Genomic DNA, 18,964 nt, shown 5'->3' with positions numbered 1-18,964 from the left:
CTGCGGGGGATGATCCGCATCGTGCCATATCGCCCGGCGCCGGGGAACAGGGGGTGCGGGCCCGTGGCGTGCTCGCGAGGGCCTCAACGAACGGACGCCGCCGCCGAGTTCCGCGTGACGCGGTTCCCGGCGGCGGCGCCGCGGTGTTCGAGGTGAGGTCAGCTCTCGGCGGAGCCGCTCCGGCTGTCAGGTGCGGCTTGTTCCCGCCCACCCGGCCCTGCGTAGTCCTCGCCGTAGGCGCCCTTGGCCGGACGGCGGCGGCGCAGCGGCGGCTCCACGCCGTCCGCGAGGCGGCGGGCGGTGAGCAGGAAGCCGGTGTGCCCGATCATGCGGTGGTCGGGGCGCACGGCCAGACCCTCCACATGCCAGGTGCGGACCATGGTCTCCCAGGCGGACGGCTCGGCGAAGCAGCCGATCTCGCGGATGGACTCGACGGTCCGCGCGAGCTGGGTGGTGGTGGCCACGTAGCAGCACAGGATGCCGCCGGGGACGAGCGCCTTGCGCACGGCCTCCAGGCACTCCCAGGGGGCGAGCATGTCGAGGATGACGCGGTCGACGTCCGTGTCGGACAGGTTGTCCTGGAGGTCGCCGACGGTCAGCTGCCACGCGGGGTGCGGGCCGCCGAAGTAGCGCTCGACGTTCTGCGTGGCGATCTCGGCGAAGTCGGCGCGGCGCTCGTAGGAGTGCAGCATGCCCTGGTCGCCGATGGCGCGCAGCAGGAAGCTGCTCAGGGAGCCGGAGCCGACGCCGGCTTCCACGACGCGGGCGCCGGGGAAGATGTCGGCCATGGCCAGGATCTGCCCCGCGTCCTTGGGGTAGACCACGGCGGCTCCGCGCGGCATGGACAGGACATAGTCGGGGAGCAGGGGGCGCAGCGCGAGGTAGGCGACGTTTCCCGTGGTACGGACAACACTGCCCTCGGGAGCACCGATCAGCTCGTCGTGCGGGAAGGCACCCTTGTGGGTGTGGAACTGCTTCCCGGCTTCGAGCGTGAAGGTGTAGTGGCGTCCCTTGGGGTCGGTGAGCTGGACCTGGTCCCCGACCTGGAAGGGGCCGCGACGGCGGGCGGCACCGGTCGGTTCGGACATGTGACCAGCCTACCCGTGATCGGGCGGCGGTACGGACACGGCGGCCCCGTACGCGAGGTCAGGAGGGCGTGCGGGACATCGCGGCGACGAAGGCGCGTTCGACGTCGGAGGTCGCGAGGACGCCATAGACCTCGCCGGTCTCCTCGACCACGAGGTATTCGGTGGCGGGGGTGGCGCGCAGGATGTCGAGGAGGTCCTCGCCGGCGAGCTCGGCGGAGACGCGCATGCCGGCCTTGAGGTCCTGGGCGAGGGTGCTGACGGCGACCCAGGGGCGGCGGTGCTCGGGGACGGAGACGATGGCCGTCTCGCGGACCAGCGCGGTGGGGGTGCCCTGGCCGTCGACGACGACGAGGGCGCGGGCGCCCGCCTCGCCCGCGCGGCGCAGGGCCTCGGAGAGCGGGGTGGCCGCCTCGACGGGGACGGCGCGGCGGGTGAGGGTGCGGGCCCGCAGGCCGGGGAGGCGCTCGCGCAGGCGGGCCATGCGCAGGCTGTTGCCCGCGCCGGTCCAGATGATGGCGGCGAGGATCGCGGCGAGCAGGGCGTCGGTGAGGGAGTCGACGCCGCCGAAGCTGGGCGCCCCGTCACCGAGGCCGGCCTGGGTGAGCAGCGGGAGGCCGACGAGGACGGCGACGGCGAGCGCGCGGCCGATCCAGGCGGCGGCGACGGTGCCGGTCATGGGCTTGCCGCTGATCTTCCAGACGACGGCGCGGAGCATGCGCCCGCCGTCGAGGGGCAGGCCGGGCAGCAGATTGAAGGCCGCCACCAGGAGATTGGAGATCATCAGGCCGGCCAGCAGCACGCCGGGCACGGTGCCCGGCTCGACGGCCAGCATGCCGAGATAGAACAGCCCGGCCAGGATCAGGGACAGCAGCGGCCCGACGAAGGCGAGGACGAATTCGCGGCCCGGGGTCTCGCTCTCCTTCTCGATCTCGGAGACGCCGCCGAAGAACTGGAGCTGGATCCGGCGCACGGGGAGCTTGAAGCGCAGGGCAGCGACCGTGTGCGCCAGCTCGTGCACCAGCACCGAGGCGTAGAAGGCGACGGCGAAGAAGAGCGAGACGAGATAGCGGAGGCGGCCGAGCTCGGGCAGCACGCGGTCGAGCTGTCCGCCGAAGACCCAGGTGATGAGGGCCGCGACGAGGAACCAGCTGGGGGCGACGTAGACGGGCACACCGAACGGGCGCCCCATGAGGATGCCGCCACCGCTCTCGCGAGGGCGCTTGGCAGCGCGGTCCCCGGGCTCGCTCTCGGTCCCGGCGCCCCCGCTGCCGGGCCGGTCCTGCCCGCTGTTGTCCACGGTGTCCCCTCGTCGGATGCGGCCCCCGCACCCGCGGTGCGTTCTCACGATCATGCAGTGCGAGAGCTCCTGAGTCGATGGTATGCGGCCGACTGTCGGTCACGGGCCGTAGGGTTCCTGTCATGGGTATCGCCACCGAGGAAATGGCCGGCAGCGGCGACGGGCAGGCCGGGCAGGCGACGGAGGGCGCCGCTGAGCGGCCGTCCGGCGCCGTGCGTCCGGCCGCGCTGTCGCCGTCGCGCGCCGGCGACTTCATGCAGTGTCCGCTGCTCTACCGCTTCCGCGTGATCGACAAACTGCCCGAGAAGCCGAGCGCCGCGGCGACCCGTGGCACGGTGGTGCACTCCGTGCTGGAGCGGCTCTTCGACGCGCCCGCCGCCGAGCGCACCGCGCCGCGGGCGAAGGGCCTGGTGCCGGGCGAGTGGGAGAAGCTGCTCGCGGCCCGCCCGGAGCTGGCGGAGCTGTTCCTGCGGGAGGACGGCTCGCACGACGGCGACCGCCTGGCGAAGTGGCTGGCGGACGCGGAGCGGCTGGTGGAGCGCTGGTTCACGCTGGAGGACCCCACACGGCTGGAGCCCGCGGACCGCGAGCTCTATGTGGAGACGGTGATCGAGGACGCGGGTCCCGCCGGCGCGGGGCTGACGCTGCGGGGCTTCATCGACCGGGTCGACGTGGCACCCACCGGCGACGTCCGGATCGTGGACTACAAGACCGGCAAGGCCCCGGCCCCGCAGTACCGCGACGGCGCGCTGTTCCAGATGACGTTCTACGCCCTGGTGCTGTGGCGGCTGCGCGGCCGGGTGCCGCGCCGGCTCCAGCTGGTCTATCTGGGCAGCGGTGACGTCCTGACGTACGACCCGGCCGAGGCCGAGCTGCTGGCCGTCGAGCGCAAGCTGCGCGCCCTGTGGGAGGCCATCCAGCTGGCGACGGACACCGGCGACTGGCGGCCCAGGCCCACCAAGCTGTGCGGCTGGTGCGATCACCAGGCCGTCTGTCCGGAGTTCGGCGGCACTCCCCCGCCGTATCCGCTGCCGGTCGTGGCGCAGCGCGCCGGGCTGGTGGCCCCTGCCACGGCCGCTCAGGGCAGAATGGACGCGGTCTAACGAAGGAGTTCACGTGGCGATCCGCGTCCTGCTGGTCGACGACCAGCCGCTGCTGCGCACCGGCTTCCGGATGATCCTCGAGGCGGAGGCGGACCTCGCGGTCGTCGGCGAGGCCGGGGACGGTCTTCAGGCGCTCGACCAGGTGCGGGCGCTGCAGCCCGACGTGGTGCTGATGGACATCCGGATGCCGCGGATGGACGGTGTCGAGGCGACCCGGCAGATCACCGGCCCGGAGCGGAACGGCCCGGCGAAGGTCCTGGTGCTGACGACCTTCGATCTGGACGAGTACGTGGTGGAGGCCCTGCGGGCGGGGGCCAGCGGGTTCCTGCTGAAGGACGCGCCCGCCAATGAGCTGGTGCAGGCGATCCGGGTGGTGGCGGGCGGCGAGGCGATGCTCGCGCCGAGCATCACCCGGCGGCTGCTCGACAAGTACGCCGGCCACCTCCCCTCCGGCGAGGAGCCGCTGCCCGACACCCTGCACACGCTGACCGACCGGGAGGTCGAGGTGCTGAAGCTGGTGGCGCGCGGGCTGTCGAACGCGGAGATCGCGGCGGATCTGTTCGTCAGCGAGACGACGGTCAAGACGCATGTGGGCCACGTGCTCACGAAGCTGGGGCTCCGGGACCGGGTGCAGGCCGCGGTCTACGCCTACGAGAGCGGATTGGTGCGTCCCGGCGCGCAGTGACGCCGCTGCGGGCCCGCTCGCGGGCCGGTGGGGCCCCTCGCGCCCACGCGGCGGAGCCGCACGATGTCACGGCCCCGCGCCCCTGCCCGGGGCGCGGGGAACCGGTCGTCCTATTCCTTCGCCGCCTTGGCGATCTCCCAGAAGCGGAAGACCGTGGAGGCGTCGAGGGTCCACTGGAGACCGGAGATCCGGTCGCTCGCCACCGCGTACTGCTTGCCCTGCCACAGCGGCAGGATCGGCAGGTCCTGGGCGACGGTGCTCTGGACCTTGGCGAAGTCGCCGACGGTCGCGGTGCGGGTGCCCTCGGCCGCGGTGGCCAGGATGCGGCTGTTGATGTCCTTCGAGTCGTAGTTGTTCGACAGGACGTTGTTCTCACCGAAGAACGGCGCGGTGAAGTTGTCGGGGTCCGGGTAGTCGGGGATCCAGCCCTTGACGTAGACGCCGTACTTGCCGGCCTCGATGCCCTGCTCGTACTCCTCCTGCGGGACGCTCTTGACGTCCACCTCGAAGAGGTTGCTCTTGTTGAGCTGCTTGGCGATCTCCTCGAGCTCGGGCACGGTGCCCGGGCCGTAGCGGATCGGCGTGGCCCAGAGGGTGAGCTTGACCTTGCCCTTGATGTCGCCCGCGCTGAGGGCGGCGGCGGCCTTGTCGGGCTGCGGCCGGTCGCCGTAGAGGTCGAAGAACGGCGTCCTGTGGCCCGCGATACCGGCCGGGACGATGGAGTACAGCGGCTCAGCCGTGCGCTTGTAGACGTCGCGCACGAGCGCGCTGCGGTCGACCAGATAGGCGATCGCCTTGCGGACGGCGGGCTTGCCGACCACCGGGTCCTTGGTGTTGAAGACCAGGTGCTGGACCTCGGCACTGGTGCCCTCGACGACATTGAGCTTCGTCTTGCCGCCGTCGGCGGCGTCCAGGTCGGCCAGGTCCTTCATGGCCAGACCTCGGTAGGCGATGTCGACGCTGCCCTTCTGGACCGCGGTCTTCAGCTCCCCCTGGTCGCCGTGGAAGAACTTCATCGTCACGCCGCGGTTCTGCACCGCGCCGGCCGAGCCCTTGTACGAGGAGTTGACCGAGAAGACGGCCTGCTTCTTGTCGAAGGAATCCAGCTTGTAGACGCCGGAGCCGACGGCCTTGCCATCGGTGCGCAGCCGGTCGGCGGGGTATTCCTGGTGGTCGACGATGGAGCCGGCGCCGGAGGCGATCTTCTGCGGGAAGGTGGCGTCGGACCGGTTCAGGTGGAAGACGACCGTGGACTTGTCCGGGGTCTTGATGTCCTGGATCGAGGACAGCAGCGCGTCCGCCGGACCCTTCTTGTCATGGATCTTCAGCGTGCGGCGGAAGGAGAAGGCGACGTCCTCGGAGGTGAGGTCGTGGCCGTTGCTGAACTTCAGACCGTCCTTCAGCTTGCACTGGAAGGTCTTGCTCGTGTCGTCCTGGAACTTGCAGCTGTCGGCGGCCTCCGGCTGGGGAGTGGTGCTCCCCTTGGGGAAGCTCAGCAGCGACTGGAAGACGTTGTTGAACAGCAGCCAGGTACCCGGGTCGTAGCCGGATGCGGGGTCGGTGGTCACGACTTCGTCGGACATCCCCATGACCACCGACTCACCGGTGCCGCCCGCCTTGCCGTCTTCCGAACCGCACCCGGTGAGCAGGGCGGCGGCCAGCCCCGCGCCGAGCGGGGCGGCAAGCCACTGGTCACGTTTCCTCACGTGCACGTTCCTCACAGTTTCCTTGATCGTCTGAAGAGATCTTCGGCAGAACCGGTCTGACGAGCCTGTTGCCTCACACGCCGCGGCCCAGCTCCCACGGCTGCAGCTCGGAGGCGGAGTTGAGCGCCCACTCGGCACCGGTGACGTTGTCCCGGGCCGCCACGTACTGCTTCCCCTGCCACAGCGGCAGCACCGGCACGTCGTCGGCGACGATGTCCTGGGCCTGCTGGAAGAACTTGGCCGCGGACTCGCGCTGTGGGGTCTCGCGGGAGTCCGGGATCAGCTGGTTGGTGATCTTGGTGTTCTGGTAGGGGGAGCGGAGGAAGTTGTCCTTGCCGAAGAACGGCGCGACGAAGTTGTCCGGGTCCGGGAAGTCGGGGAACCAGCCCATGCCGTAGACGGCGTACTTGCCCTTCGCGGCCTCCGGGCGGAAGTCCGCCCACTTCACGCCCTGGATCCTGGCGTTGAACAGCTGGCTGTCGTTGAGCTGCTTCTGGAGCGTCTTGAACGCCTTGCCGGTCGCCTCACCGTAGTGGTCGTCGGTGTAGGTGAGGGTCAGCGGCACCGGGGTGCTGATGTTCGCGGCCCGCAGGATCGAGCGGGCCTTGTCGACGCTCGGGTCCCCGTACTTGTTGGAGAAGGAGTTCTGGTGGCTGGTGATGCCGCTGGGGACGACCGAGTACAGCGGGTCGTTGGTCCGCGCGTAGTCGTCGCGGGACAGCGCCTGGCGGTCGACCAGCTGGGCCATCGCCTGGCGCACGGCCTTGTTCTTCACCGTGGGGTCGTCGGTGTTGAAGGCGAGGAAGCTGATCTCCTGACCCGGCGCCTCCAGCAGCTTGACGCCCTTGGCCGTGGCGCCGCCCAGCCGGCTGAGCTGCTCCGGCGACAGGGTGCGGTTCATCATGTCGATGTCGCCGCCCTTGAGCGCCTTCTCCATCGACTTCGAGTCGTCGTAGAACCGCATCTCGTACTTGTCGTTCTGCAGCTCCACCGAACCCTGGTAAGCGGAGTTCTTGGTGAAGACGGCCTTGACGACCCGGCCGTCCTTCTCGTCCGTCTTCAGGGTGTACGGGCCGGAGCCGACGACCTTGAAGCCGGAGTTGAGCTGGTCCTTGGAATAGACCTCGCTGTCGACGATGGCGGCGGCCGGGGTGGCGAGCTTCTGCGGGAAGGTCGCGTCGGGCGTCTTCAGCGAGAAGACGACCTCGCGCTCGCTGGGCGTCTCGACCTTGTCGATGTTGCTGAGCAGCGACACCGGGCCGTTCTCGAAGTTGATGGTGCGGGCGCGCTCGATGGAGAACTTGACGTCCTCGGAGGTGAGCGCGTGCCCGTTGGAGAACTTGAGCCCGCTGCGCAGCGTGCAGCGGAACTGCTCGTTCTTGCGGTCCCCGAAGGAGCACTTCTCGGCCGCGTCGCCGACCGGGTTGGAGCCGGAGCGGGGCAGGCGCAGCAGGGTCTGGAAGGTGCTGTGCAGGACGTTCCACGCGCTGATGTCGTACGCGGCGGCCGGGTCGAAGGGCGCCGGGTCGTCCGTCGTCTCCTCGAAACGGTCGGTCGTGCCGACGACGATGGCGCCGCTGCCCTTTCCGGCTCCGGAGCTCCCGCCACAGGCGACGAGCACGGGGGCCAGCAGGGCTGCCACGGTCGGCAGCGCCAACGTCTTGCGGTTCATTGTGCGGGGTTCTCCCTGTGGTGCGTTCGGTTCCCGGGACGATACCGACGGCGGTCGCGTCGGCCCATGGGCAGCCGTGAAGTTCTCGCGAAGAGATTAGTGCGCGGTGCCGCGGTAACCGGAACGCGGGGAACTTGATGCGATATCACGCCGGGATAACGACCGGCAGTTCACCGATTTCCGGACGCCGGCACGATTCGCGCACCTGATCATCAATCGGGACACAACGGTGCGCTTCAACCCCGCCCGGGGTACGGGAGAGTGATCGACACCCCACACAACGCCCCTTGACCCGGTGACGAAACTCACTCCGGTGAACTCTGCCGAACTCCGCGGCGCTCAGGGCAATTCGACCACCGCATTCGGCACGGAAAACAATCACCGGGGTGCGGCACGGGTCCGCCGGGCATTCCGGGACACGCTCAGTGCGCGCGTCAGTGCTTTCCGGTCATCAGCCCGCGGAGAAAGCGGAGATCGACTTCCTCCAGGGAACCCACGACCGTGCGCCCGGCGGCCGGCGGGATCGGGGCCACCGACGGCACCGCCACCACCCGGCAGCCGGCCGCCTCCGCGGCCGTCACGCCCGTCATGGTGTCCTCGACGACGGCGCACCGGGCGGGGTCCGCGCCGAGCCGGGCGGCGGCCAGCAGATAGGGGTCGGGGTGCGGCTTCGTCCGCTCCATCTCGTCGCCGGCGAGGGTCAGCGTGAAGTTCTCCGCGCCCAGCGTGTGCAGCACCCGGTCGATGATCTGCCGGTGCGAGGCGGAGACCAGCGCGGTCGGCACGGAGTGGGCGGCGAGCTCGGCGAGCAGCCTGCGGGCACCCGGCATCAGCGGCACCCCGCGCCCGATCATCTCGGAGAAGCGCGAGTTGAGCAGGGCGGTCAGCTCGGCCAGGGCGATCTTCGCGCCGGTGGCCTGGATGAGGAAGGACGCGCTGCGCGTCATGGGGCCGCCGACGACGACCGCGCGGTAGTCCTCCAGGAGCCGGTGCCCGAGCTCGGCGAAGACGGCGACCTCGACCTCCCACCAGAAGCCCTCGGTGTCGACCAGGGTGCCGTCCATGTCGAGCAGGACGGCCTGCAGGGCCGACCCGGCGGCGGGGCGGGTCTCGACTGCGGGGATGCTGCTGGTCATCCGGGCACACCTCCTGAGGGGACGAGAAGGCCGGTCCGGCCGCACCCCTCGGGGCACGGCCGGACCGGCCTTCACCGGACCGACAAGTGTACGACGGACAGCCTCCCGCGTCGCTTCGATATCCGGGAGCCGCCGTCGCACCGGCCGCGCCCCCGGCACCGGTGGCTCAGCCCTGGCCCTCGGGCCCTTCCGGGTCCTCCTCGGCCGGCTGGCCCCCGTCGCCCTCCTTGGCCGGGGGCCGCGGCGGGCGCGTACGGCCGCTGGAGGTGTCGCGGAGGAAGGAGCCGTCCGTGAGGCCGGGCTCGGCCGCGAGGCCGCCGGGCTGGCCGTCACGGCGGCGCAGATAGCGCTCGAACTCACGGGCGATGGCCTCGCCCGACGCCTCGGGGAGATCGGCCGTGTCCCGCGCCTCCTCCAGCGACTGGACGTACTCCGCGACCTCGCTGTCCTCGGCCGCCAGCTGGTCCACGCCCAGCTGCCAGGCGCGGGCGTCCTCCGCGAGCTCGCCCAGCGGGATCCGCAGGTCGATCAGGTCCTCCAGGCGGTTCAGCAGCGCCAGGGTGGCCTTGGGATTGGGCGGCTGGGAGACGTAGTGCGGCACGGCCGCCCACAGGCTCACCGCCGGGACGCCCGCGTGCGTGCAGGCTTCCTGGAGAATGCCGACGATGCCGGTCGGGCCCTCGTAGCGGGACTCCTCCAGATCCATGGTGCGGGCCAGGTCGGGGTCGGAGGTGACCCCGCTGACCGGCACCGGCCGGGTGTGCGGGGTGTCGCCGAGCAGCGAGCCCAGCACCACGACGAGCTCCACGCCCAGCTCATGGGCGAAGCCCAGGAGCTCGTTGCAGAACGAGCGCCAGCGCATGCTCGGCTCGATACCCCGCACCAGGACGAGGTCGCGCGTGGGCCCCTTGCCCTCGCCGCCCGTGCGCACCACGGACAGCCGGGTGGTCGGCCAGGTGACCTTGCGGACTCCCCCGTCCAGCCAGATCGTGGGCCGGTTGACCTGGAAGTCGTAGTAGTCCTCGGCGTCGAGGGCGCCGAAGACCTCCCCCTTCCACTCCCGGTCCAGGTGCGCGACCGCACTGGACGCGGCGTCACCGGCGTCGTTCCAGCCCTCGAAGGCACAGATCATGACCGGGTCGATCAGCTCGGGAACCCCCTCAAGCTCGATCACCCAGCGCCTCCTTCCGACCGGGGCGGACGGGTCCGTACCACCGGTTGCAGTTCCGTGCAGTGTTGTTCAGGGTTGTTCAGGGTCCTTCGGGATCGCGCGGCGTCGTGCGGGATCGCGCCGTGTCGTCCGGAGCGGCCCCCCGCAGCGTGTTCCCTGTCGTGCGACCCCTAAGACTACGACTTCCGCGCCCCCTGTTCGCAGCCCCTGTACGGGCACTTCCTCACCCCCTCGTACCCCGGTCACGCCGGTGTGCACGCACGTGAGGGGAGAGACGGCCGATGGCGTCTCTCCCCTCGGTGGGCGGTGGGGCCTCAGCCCTTGTCGCCCAGCATGTCCTTGACGCGCGCCCGGACGTCCTCGGTGTCGAGGCCGCGGATCGTCAGCGTGGTGCGGCGGCGCAGGACGTCGTCCACCGTCTCGGCCCACTCGTGGTCACGGGCGTAGACGACCTGGGCCCAGATCTCGGGGCCGTCGGGGTGGATGCGCTCGCCGAGCTCCGGGTTCTCGTTGACCAGGCGCGCGATGTCGAAGGACAGCGAGCCGTAGTGCGAGGCCAGGTGGCGGGCGGTCAGCGGGTCCATGCGGGCGCCGGGGTCGCGGTCCACCAGCAGTCGGTGGGCGACCGCGTTGGGGTTGGCGACACCGGGCAGCGGGGTCCGGCGGACGAGGTTGGAGACGGGCTCCATGTCCTCGGTCAGCGGGCTGCCGGGCAGCTTGGCGAGCTTGGCCATGACCGTACGGCCGATGTGGCGGTAGGTGGTCCACTTGCCGCCGGCGACGGAGAGCATGCCGCCCTTGCCCTCGCTGACGACGGTCTCGCGCTTGGCCTGGGCCACGTCACCGGGACCGCCGGGCAGCACGCGCAGGCCGGCGAAGGCGTACGTCATCAGGTCGCGGTCGAGGTCCGCGTCCTGGATGGAGAACGCCGCCTCGTCCAGGATCTGCTGGATGTCGGCCTCGGTGGCGCGCACGTCCGCCGGGTCGCCCTCGTACTGGGTGTCGGTGGTGCCCAGCAGGAGCTGGTCCTCCCACGGCAGGGCGAAGGTGATGCGGTACTTGTCGATCGGGGTGGCCATGGCGGCCTTCCAGGGCGACTTGCGCTTCATCACGATGTGCGCGCCCTTGGAGAGGCGGATCGACGGGTCCGCGCCCTTGTCCTCCATCTTGCGGAGGTGGTCGACCCAGGGGCCGGTGGCGTTGAGCACGACGCGCGCGTCGATGCCGAACTCGGCGCCGTCCGTGCGGTCCTTGAGCTCGGCGCCCGTGACCTTGCCGTGGGTGAAGCGCAGGCCGGTGACCTCGGCGTGGTTGAGGACCACGGCACCGGACTCGACGGCGGCGCGGACCGTCATGACGGCGACGCGCGAGTCGTTCATCTGGTGGTCGTAGTAGACCGCCACGGCCTTGAGGTTGTCCGTGCGCAGACCCGGGTTGTCGGCCTTGGCCTTGGCCGGGGAGATCACCTTGCCGACGCCGTCGCCGAAGGCGGACAGCGCGGAGTAGGCGAAGACACCGGCGCCGAGCTTGGCGGCGCCGACCGGGCCGCCCTTGTAGACCGGCAGGTAGAAGGTCAGCGGGTTGACCAGGTGCGGGGCCACGTCCTTGGCCAGCACCCGGCGCTCGTGGTGGTTCTCCGCGACCAGCTTGACCGCGCCGGTCTGCAGGTAGCGCAGACCGCCGTGGACGAGCTTGGAGGAAGCGGAGGAGGTGGCGCCGGCGAAGTCGCCGGCGTCCACCATGGCGACCCGCAGTCCGGCCTGCGCTGCGTGCCAGGCCACCGAGGTGCCCAGGATGCCGCCGCCGATCACCAGGAGGTCGTACGTCGCGTTGGACAGCCGTTCCCGGGTCTCGGCACGGCCCGGGTTGGCACCGGAGGCCGGGTGCGTTCCCAGGGTCGGAACGCTCTGCGGGGTTGTCATGATTACTCCTCGTCCTCGATCCAGCCCATGGTCCGCTCGACGGCCTTGAGCCAGTTCTTGTACTCGCGGTCACGCGTGTCCGCGTCCATGCGGGGGGTCCACTCGGCGGCCCGGCGCCAGTTGGCGCGCAGGGCGTCGGTGTCCGGCCAGAAGCCGACGGCCAGGCCGGCGGCGTAGGCGGCGCCGAGGCAGGTGGTCTCGGCGACCATCGGGCGCACCACAGGGGCGTCCAGGAAGTCCGAGAGCGTCTGCATCAGCAAGTTGTTGGAGGTCATACCGCCGTCGACCTTGAGCGCGGTGAGCTCGACGCCGGAGTCCTTCGTCATGGCGTCGGTGATCTCGCGGGTCTGCCAGGCGGTGGCCTCGAGCACGGCGCGGGCGATGTGCGCCTTGGTGACGTAGCGGGTCAGGCCCGCGATGACACCGCGCGCGTCGGAGCGCCAGTAGGGGGCGAACAGGCCGGAGAAGGCCGGCACGAAGTAGGCGCCGCCGTTGTCCTCGACGGAGCTGGCGAGCGTCTCGATCTCGGCCGCGCTCTTGATGAGGCCCATCTGGTCGCGCATCCACTGCACGAGGGAGCCGGTGACGGCGATGGAGCCCTCGAGGGCGTAGACCGGCTTCTCGTTCCCGATGCGGTAGCCGACGGTGGTCAGCAGGCCGTTGTAGGACTGGACGGGCTCGTCACCGGTGTTCATCAGCATGAAGGTGCCGGTGCCGTAGGTCGACTTGGCCTCGCCCTGCTCGAAGCAGGTCTGGCCGAAGAGCGCGGCCTGCTGGTCGCCCAGGGCGGAGGCGACGGGCACACCGTCGAGGGCGCCGCCCTTGGCCGAGCCGTAGACCTCGGCGGAGGAGCGGATCTCGGGCAGCACGGAGCCCGGGATCGCCATGGAGGCGAGGATGCGCTCGTCCCACTCCAGCTTGCGCAGGTTCATCAGCATGGTGCGCGAGGCGTTGGTGACGTCCGTGACGTGGACACCGCCGTCGACACCGCCGGTGAGGTTCCAGATGACCCAGGAGTCCATGGTGCCGAAGAGGATGTCGCCGGCCTCGGCGCGCTCGCGCAGGCCCTCGACGTTGTCCAGCAGCCAGCGGACCTTGGGGCCGGAGAAGTAGGAGGCCAGCGGGAGGCCCGTCTCGCGGCGGAAGCGGTCCTGGCCGACGTTGCGCCCGAGCTCCTTGCAGAGGCCGTCGGTGCGGGTGTCCTGCCAGACGATGGCGTTGTGGACGGGCTCACCGGTGTTCTTGTCCCACATCAGCGTGGTCTCACGCTGGTTGGTGATGCCGATCGCCTTGACGTCGGCGGCGGTGATGCCCGCCTTCTCGACGGCGCCGGCCACGACCTGCTGGACGTTGGTCCAGATCTCGGTGGCGTCGTGCTCGACCCAGCCCGGCTTCGGGAAGATCTGCTCGTGCTCCTTCTGGTCGACGGAGACGATGCGTCCGTCGCGGTCGAAGACGATGCAGCGGGAGGAGGTGGTGCCCTGGTCGATCGCCGCGATGAACGGGCCCTGGCCGTGGGTGCCGGTGGTGGTCATGTCTGGTGTGCTCCTGGAAGTCTGAAGGTCTCGGCGGGTGCTCAGTACGCGAGCTTGTGGATGCCTGCGGCCAGCGCGGCACCGACGAGCGGGCCGACCACCGGGATCCAGGCGTAGCTCCAGTCGGAGCCGCCCTTGTTCGGCAGCGGCAGCAACGCGTGCACGATACGCGGGCCGAGGTCACGGGCCGGGTTGATCGCGTAGCCCGTCGGGCCGCCGAGCGAGAGGCCGATGCCCACCACGACGAAGGCGGTCATCAGCACGCCGGTGCCGCTGACGGCCAGGCCCTTGGTGAGGCCCTGGGTGAGGATCGCGAGCACGAGCACCGCGGTGGCGATGATCTCCGTGGCGAGGTTCTGCACCACGTTGCGGACCTCGGGTCCGGTGGAGAAGATGCCGAGCACCGGGCCGGCCTTGGGGGCCGCGGTCTGGTCGACCATGCCCTCGTGGGGGTTGAGGCCGCCGACGATCTCCGGGTCGGTGAGGTGGGCCCGGAACTGGCCGTAGTACGTGACCCACACCAGGGTGGCGCCGATCATCGCGCCGAGCATCTGGGAGCCGATGTAGAGCGGTACGTCGCTCCACTTGGTGGCGCCGTCGATCGCGAGCCCTATCGTCACGGCGGGGTTGAGGTGCGCGCCGGACGGGTTGGCGATGTACGCCCCCGTCAGCACGGCGAAGCCCCAGCCGAACGTGATGGCGAGCCACCCCGCGTTGAGCGCCTTCGAGCGCTTCAGGGTGACGGCGGCGCACACGCCACCGCCCAGCAAGATGAGCACGGCGGTACCGATGGTCTCGCCGATGAAGATGTCGGAGCTGGACACCCGCGACTCCTTTGTCCTTCGTCCAGGGGAAGGCGAACCCCGGGTCCCTCCGGTGGTCCGCGCCCTCCGAGAGGGCGGTGATCGGTCCCGCGGCAGTGCCCACCATAGCGAATATTGTCGTTAGGTGTTCGACAATGCCGACCGATGAACGGCAGTTTTCTGCACGGTCAAGAGCCCGTCAAGGGTTTCGTGACCGAAAAGTCCGGGCCAAGGGGCCGAAAGCATTCGATCGATACCCGTCGGTAACCTAACCGCGACCTAAAGCCCCGATCCGGCCCGGATCCACCCCACCCCCGGGTCAGAAGCGCCCGGCGCCCAGGTCCCGGGAGACGGCCCGCGCGCAGTCCCGTACGGCCGCGACCAGCTGCGCCCTCAGCTCGCCCTCCTCGCAGACCCGCTCCACGGCACCGGTGATGCCCACCGCGCCCACCGGCATCCGGCGCCGGTCGTGGATGGGGGCGGCGACCGAGGCCACGCCCGCCCAGGTCTCCTCGACGTCCGAGGCCCAGCCACGGGCCCGGGTGAGGTCGAGCACATTCTCGAAATCGGCCGGCTCGGTCACGGTCCGCGGGGTGAACGCCTCACGGTCGGATTCCGTCACCTCACTGTGCGCCACCGGGTCGTAGGCCGAGAGCACCTTGCCGAGCGCGGTGCTGTGCAGCGGCTGCATCGCGCCGACCTCCAGCACCTGCCTGCTGTCGTCGGGCCGGAAGACGTGATGGATGATCAGCACGCCCTGCTGGTGGAGCACGCCCAGATAGACGCTCTCGCCGCTGGAGCGCGCCAGGTCGTCCGCCCAGACGAGCGCCCGGGCCCGCAGCTCGTGCACATCCAGATAGCTGTTCCCCAGCCGGAGCAGCTCCGCGCCGAGCTGATAGCGCCCCGAGGCAGGGTCCTGCTCGACGAAGCCCTCCTGCTGGAGGGTCCGCAGAATGCCGTGCGCGGTCCCCTTCGCGAGCCCCAGCGCGGAGGCCACATCCGACAGCCCCAGCCGTCGCTCGCCCCCCGCGAGCAGCCGTAGCATCGCCGCCGCCCGTTCGAGCGACTGGATGGTCCGTGCCATCGCGCAACCTCCTCCACATGCCGTTCGGCAATGCTGAACACTATCGGCCGATGCCGACCGAGAGATAGCTGGCGACGGCTCTTCGGATGATCTTCGCGGAGCCAGCGTGCCTGGTCAGGCCGTCAGGATCCCCGTATCAAGCCGTGGGACACCCCTCCCAACGGCGGAGGCGGCAGCTACGCTGACGACGTGCGCCTTCTGCCGGAAGGCGCAAAGCCGACAGCCGTCGCAACCCCGGGAGCACTTCCATGGCCTCGTTCACGCCATCGACCGCGAGCACCGCCCGAGCCTTCGAACTGCGGGAGGCCCTCGCCTCCCGGGTCGTGGTGGCCGACGGAGCCATGGGCACGATGCTCCAGGCGCAGGACCCCAGTCTGGACGACTTCGAGCAGCTCGAAGGCTGCAACGAGATCCTCAACGTCACCCGGCCGGACATCGTGCGCTCGGTGCACGAGGCGTATTTCTCCGTCGGCGTCGACTGCGTGGAGACCAACACCTTCGGCGCGAACCTCGCGGCCCTCGGCGAGTACGACGTCGCCGACCGCATCCTCGAACTCTCCGAGGCGGGCGCGCGCATCGCCCGCGAGGTCGCCGACGACTTCACCGGCCGCGACGGCCGCACCCGCTGGGTGCTCGGCTCGGTCGGGCCGGGCACCAAGCTGCCGACCCTGGGCCACGCCCCGTACGGCAAGCTCCGCGACGCCTACCAGCGCAACGTCGAGGGCCTCGTCGCCGGCGGCGCCGACGCGATCCTGGTCGAGACCACCCAGGACCTGCTCCAGACCAAGGCGTCCGTCGTCGGCGCCCGGCGCGCCCTGGAGGCCGCGGGCGCCGACCTGCCGCTGCTGGTCCAGGTCACCGTCGAGACCACCGGCACCATGCTCCTCGGCTCCGAGATCGGCGCCGCGCTCACCGCGCTGGAGCCGCTGGGCATCGACATGATCGGGCTGAACTGCGCCACCGGCCCGGCCGAGATGAGCGAGCACCTGCGCTATCTGTCCCGGCACGCCCGCACCCGGGTCTCCGCGATGCCCAACGCCGGCCTGCCGGTCCTGGGCAAGGACGGCGCGCACTATCCCCTGACCCCCGCCGAACTGGCCGACGCGCACGAGACGTTCGTCCGGGAGTACGGGCTGTCGCTCGTCGGCGGCTGCTGCGGCACCACGCCGGAGCACCTGCGGCAGGTCGTCGAGCGCGTCCGTGACATGCGGCCCACCGAGCGCGCGCCCCGACCCGAGCCCGGCGCCGCCTCGCTCTACCAGACCGTGCCCTTCCGGCAGGACACCTCCTACCTCGCGATCGGCGAGCGGACCAACGCCAACGGCTCGAAGAAGTTCCGCGAGGCGATGCTCGCCGCCCGCTGGGACGACTGCGTGGAGATGGCCCGCGACCAGATCCGCGAGGGCGCGCACATGCTCGACCTGTGCGTCGACTACGTCGGCCGCGACGGCGTCGCCGACATGGAGGAGCTCGCGGGCCGCTTCGCCACCGCCTCCACCCTCCCGATCGTGCTCGACTCCACGGAGGTCGACGTGCTGCGCGCCGGTCTGGAGAAGCTGGGCGGGCGCGCCGTCATCAACTCCGTCAACTACGAGGACGGCGACGGCCCCGAGTCCCGCTTCGCCAAGGTGACGGCCCTGGCCGCCGAGCACGGCGCGGCGCTCATCGCGCTGACCATCGACGAGGACGGCCAGGCCCGTACGGTCGAGAACAAGGTCGCCATCGCCGAGCGGATCATCGCGGACCTCACCGGCAACTGGGGCATCCGCGAGTGCGACATCCTCATCGACACCCTGACCTTCACCATCTGCACCGGTCAGGAGGAGTCCCGCAAGGACGGCATCGCCACCATCGAGGCCATCCGCGAGCTCAAACGCCGCCACCCGGAGGTGCAGACCACCCTGGGCCTGTCCAACATCTCCTTCGGCCTCAACCCGGCCGCCCGCGTCGTGCTGAACTCCGTCTTCCTCGACGAGTGCGTCAAGGCCGGGCTGGACTCGGCGATCGTGCACGCCAGCAAGATCCTGCCGATCGCGCGCCTGGAGGAGGAGCAGGTCAAGGTCGCTCTCGACCTCATCTACGACCGGCGCGCCGAGGGCTACGACCCCTTGCAGAAGCTCATGGAGCTCTTCGAGGGCGTCAACATGAAGTCCATGAAGGCGGGCAAGGCCGAGGAGCTCCTCGCGCTGCCGCTGGACGAGCGGCTCCAGCGCCGCATCATCGACGGCGAGAAGAACGGCCTGGAGGCCGACCTGGACGAGGCACTGCGCGACCGCCCGGCCCTCGACATCGTCAACGACACCCTGCTCGAAGGCATGAAGGTGGTCGGCGAGCTCTTCGGCTCCGGCCAGATGCAGCTGCCGTTCGTCCTCCAGTCGGCCGAGGTCATGAAGTCGGCCGTCGCCTATCTCGAGCCGCACATGGAGAAGTCCGACGCGGCGGGCAAGGGCACGATCGTGCTGGCCACCGTGCGTGGCGACGTCCACGACATCGGCAAGAACCTCGTCGACATCATCCTCTCCAACAACGGCTACAACGTCGTCAACCTCGGCATCAAGCAGCCCGTCTCCGCGATCCTGGAGGCCGCCGAGGAGCACCGGGCCGATGTGATCGGCATGTCCGGGCTCCTGGTGAAGTCCACCGTGATCATGAAGGAGAACCTGGAGGAGCTGAACCAGCGCAAGCTGGCGGCCGACTATCCGGTGATCCTCGGTGGCGCGGCCCTCACCCGCGCCTATGTCGAGCAGGACCTGCACGAGATCTACGAGGGCGAGGTCCGCTACGCCCGTGACGCCTTCGAGGGCCTGCGGCTGATGGACGCGCTGATCGCGGTCAAGCGAGGGGTGCCGGGGGCGACGCTGCCGGAGCTCAAGCAGCGGCGGGTGCCCAAGCGGGAGGCCGCGGCGGCCGTCGTCGAGGAGCCGGAGGGCGCCGTGCGGTCGGATGTGGCCGTGGACAACCGCGTGCCCGAGCCGCCCTTCTGGGGCACCCGCGTCATCAAGGGCATCGGCCTGAAGGACTACGCCTCCTGGCTCGACGAGGGCGCGCTCTTCAAGGGCCAGTGGGGGCTCAAGCAGGCCCGCGCGGGCGGCCCGACCTACGAGGAGCTCGTGGAGACCGAGGGCCGGCCGCGGCTGCGCGGCTGGCTGGAGAAGCTCCACACGGAGAATCTCCTCGAAGCGGCCGTCGTCTACGGCTACTTCCCCTGCGTCTCCAAGGGCGACGACCTGATCCTCCTGCACGAGGACGGCACCGAGCGCACGCGCTTCACCTTCCCGCGCCAGCGGCGCGGGCGCCGCCTGTGCCTGGCGGACTTCTTCCGCCCGGAGGAGTCCGGCGAGACCGACGTCGTGGGCCTCCAGGTCGTCACCGTGGGCTCCCGCATCGGCGAGGCCACGGCGGAGCTCTTCGCCGCCGACGCCTACCGCGACTACCTCGAACTGCACGGCCTGTCCGTCCAGTTGGCCGAGGCCCTCGCCGAGTACTGGCACGCCCGCGTCCGTTCCGAGCTCGGCTTCGCGGGCGAGGACCCGGCCGACGTCGAGGACATGTTCGCCCTCAAGTACCGCGGCGCCCGCTTCTCCCTGGGCTACGGCGCCTGCCCCGACCTGGAGGACCGCGGCAAGATCGCCACCCTCCTGGAGCCGGAGCGCATCGGCGTCCACCTCTCGGAGGAGTTCCAGCTGCACCCGGAGCAGTCGACGGACGCGATCGTGATCCACCACCCGGAGGCGAAGTACTTCAACGCGCGGTAGGCGGGGG

The 18,964-nt window shown here is 70.5% G+C and carries 13 protein-coding genes; 3 read left to right on the top strand and 10 right to left on the bottom strand.

All coding sequences use genetic code 11. The annotated features are described in order from the left end of the window. Positions 1–158 precede the first annotated feature (158 nt). Positions 159–1,088 (bottom strand): tRNA (adenine-N1)-methyltransferase, encoded by a 930-nt coding sequence (locus ACH427_RS24730; protein WP_398872600.1) that lies wholly within the window; start codon positions 1,086–1,088, stop codon positions 159–161. Positions 1,089–1,146: 58 nt separating this feature from the next. Further along, the gene (locus ACH427_RS24725; RefSeq protein ID WP_398872598.1) at positions 1,147–2,385 is read right to left on the bottom strand and encodes a site-2 protease family protein; all 1,239 of its coding nucleotides are present in this window, start codon (positions 2,383–2,385) and stop codon (positions 1,147–1,149) included. 122 nt (positions 2,386–2,507) lie between these two features. Here ACH427_RS24725 and ACH427_RS24720 point away from each other — a divergent pair, with 122 nt between their 5' ends. Both ACH427_RS24720 and ACH427_RS24715 read left to right on the top strand, forming a co-directional pair. Further along, positions 2,508–3,488, top strand: coding sequence for a RecB family exonuclease (locus tag ACH427_RS24720; protein WP_398872596.1), 981 nt, complete (start codon positions 2,508–2,510; stop codon positions 3,486–3,488). Positions 3,489–3,501: 13 nt separating this feature from the next. Then, positions 3,502–4,173 (top strand): response regulator transcription factor, encoded by a 672-nt coding sequence (locus ACH427_RS24715; RefSeq protein ID WP_301888638.1) that lies wholly within the window; start codon positions 3,502–3,504, stop codon positions 4,171–4,173. A 110-nt stretch (positions 4,174–4,283) separates the two neighbouring features. Here ACH427_RS24715 and ACH427_RS24710 read toward each other — a convergent pair whose 3' ends face one another. From ACH427_RS24710 to ACH427_RS24675, 8 genes are all read right to left on the bottom strand, one after another. After that, positions 4,284–5,879 (bottom strand): ABC transporter substrate-binding protein, encoded by a 1,596-nt coding sequence (locus ACH427_RS24710; protein WP_398872594.1) that lies wholly within the window; start codon positions 5,877–5,879, stop codon positions 4,284–4,286. 73 nt (positions 5,880–5,952) lie between these two features. Then, a complete protein-coding gene (locus ACH427_RS24705) occupies positions 5,953–7,551 on the bottom strand; it encodes an ABC transporter substrate-binding protein (protein WP_398872592.1) in 1,599 nt (532 codons plus the stop codon). Positions 7,552–7,985: 434 nt separating this feature from the next. After that, positions 7,986–8,687, bottom strand: a complete 702-nt coding sequence (locus ACH427_RS24700; RefSeq protein ID WP_398872590.1) for an HAD family hydrolase — start codon at positions 8,685–8,687, stop codon at positions 7,986–7,988. Positions 8,688–8,853: 166 nt separating this feature from the next. Further along, a complete protein-coding gene (locus tag ACH427_RS24695; protein WP_398872588.1) occupies positions 8,854–9,861 on the bottom strand; it encodes a PAC2 family protein in 1,008 nt (335 codons plus the stop codon). A 311-nt stretch (positions 9,862–10,172) separates the two neighbouring features. Next, the gene (locus ACH427_RS24690; RefSeq protein ID WP_398872587.1) at positions 10,173–11,780 is read right to left on the bottom strand and encodes an FAD-dependent oxidoreductase; all 1,608 of its coding nucleotides are present in this window, start codon (positions 11,778–11,780) and stop codon (positions 10,173–10,175) included. A 2-nt stretch (positions 11,781–11,782) separates the two neighbouring features. After that, positions 11,783–13,315 (bottom strand): glycerol kinase GlpK, encoded by a 1,533-nt coding sequence (gene glpK / locus ACH427_RS24685; protein ID WP_398872586.1) that lies wholly within the window; start codon positions 13,313–13,315, stop codon positions 11,783–11,785. Positions 13,316–13,356: 41 nt separating this feature from the next. Then, a complete protein-coding gene (locus ACH427_RS24680; RefSeq protein ID WP_398872585.1) occupies positions 13,357–14,139 on the bottom strand; it encodes an MIP/aquaporin family protein in 783 nt (260 codons plus the stop codon). Positions 14,140–14,437: 298 nt separating this feature from the next. Next, a complete protein-coding gene (locus tag ACH427_RS24675; protein WP_398872584.1) occupies positions 14,438–15,202 on the bottom strand; it encodes an IclR family transcriptional regulator in 765 nt (254 codons plus the stop codon). Positions 15,203–15,450: 248 nt separating this feature from the next. Between ACH427_RS24675 and metH the strand changes: the two genes are divergently transcribed. Next, entirely contained in the window at positions 15,451–18,957 is a 3,507-nt protein-coding gene (gene metH, locus ACH427_RS24670) for a methionine synthase (RefSeq protein WP_398872583.1), read from the top strand. Positions 18,958–18,964 lie beyond the last annotated feature (7 nt).

Origin of the sequence: Streptomyces sp. NPDC020379 (assembly GCF_044387105.1) — a bacterium.
In the GTDB taxonomy this organism is placed as follows: domain Bacteria; phylum Actinomycetota; class Actinomycetes; order Streptomycetales; family Streptomycetaceae; genus Streptomyces.
The sequence above is the reverse complement of the archived record's forward strand: the minus strand, read 5'-3'. Positions and strand labels throughout refer to the sequence as shown.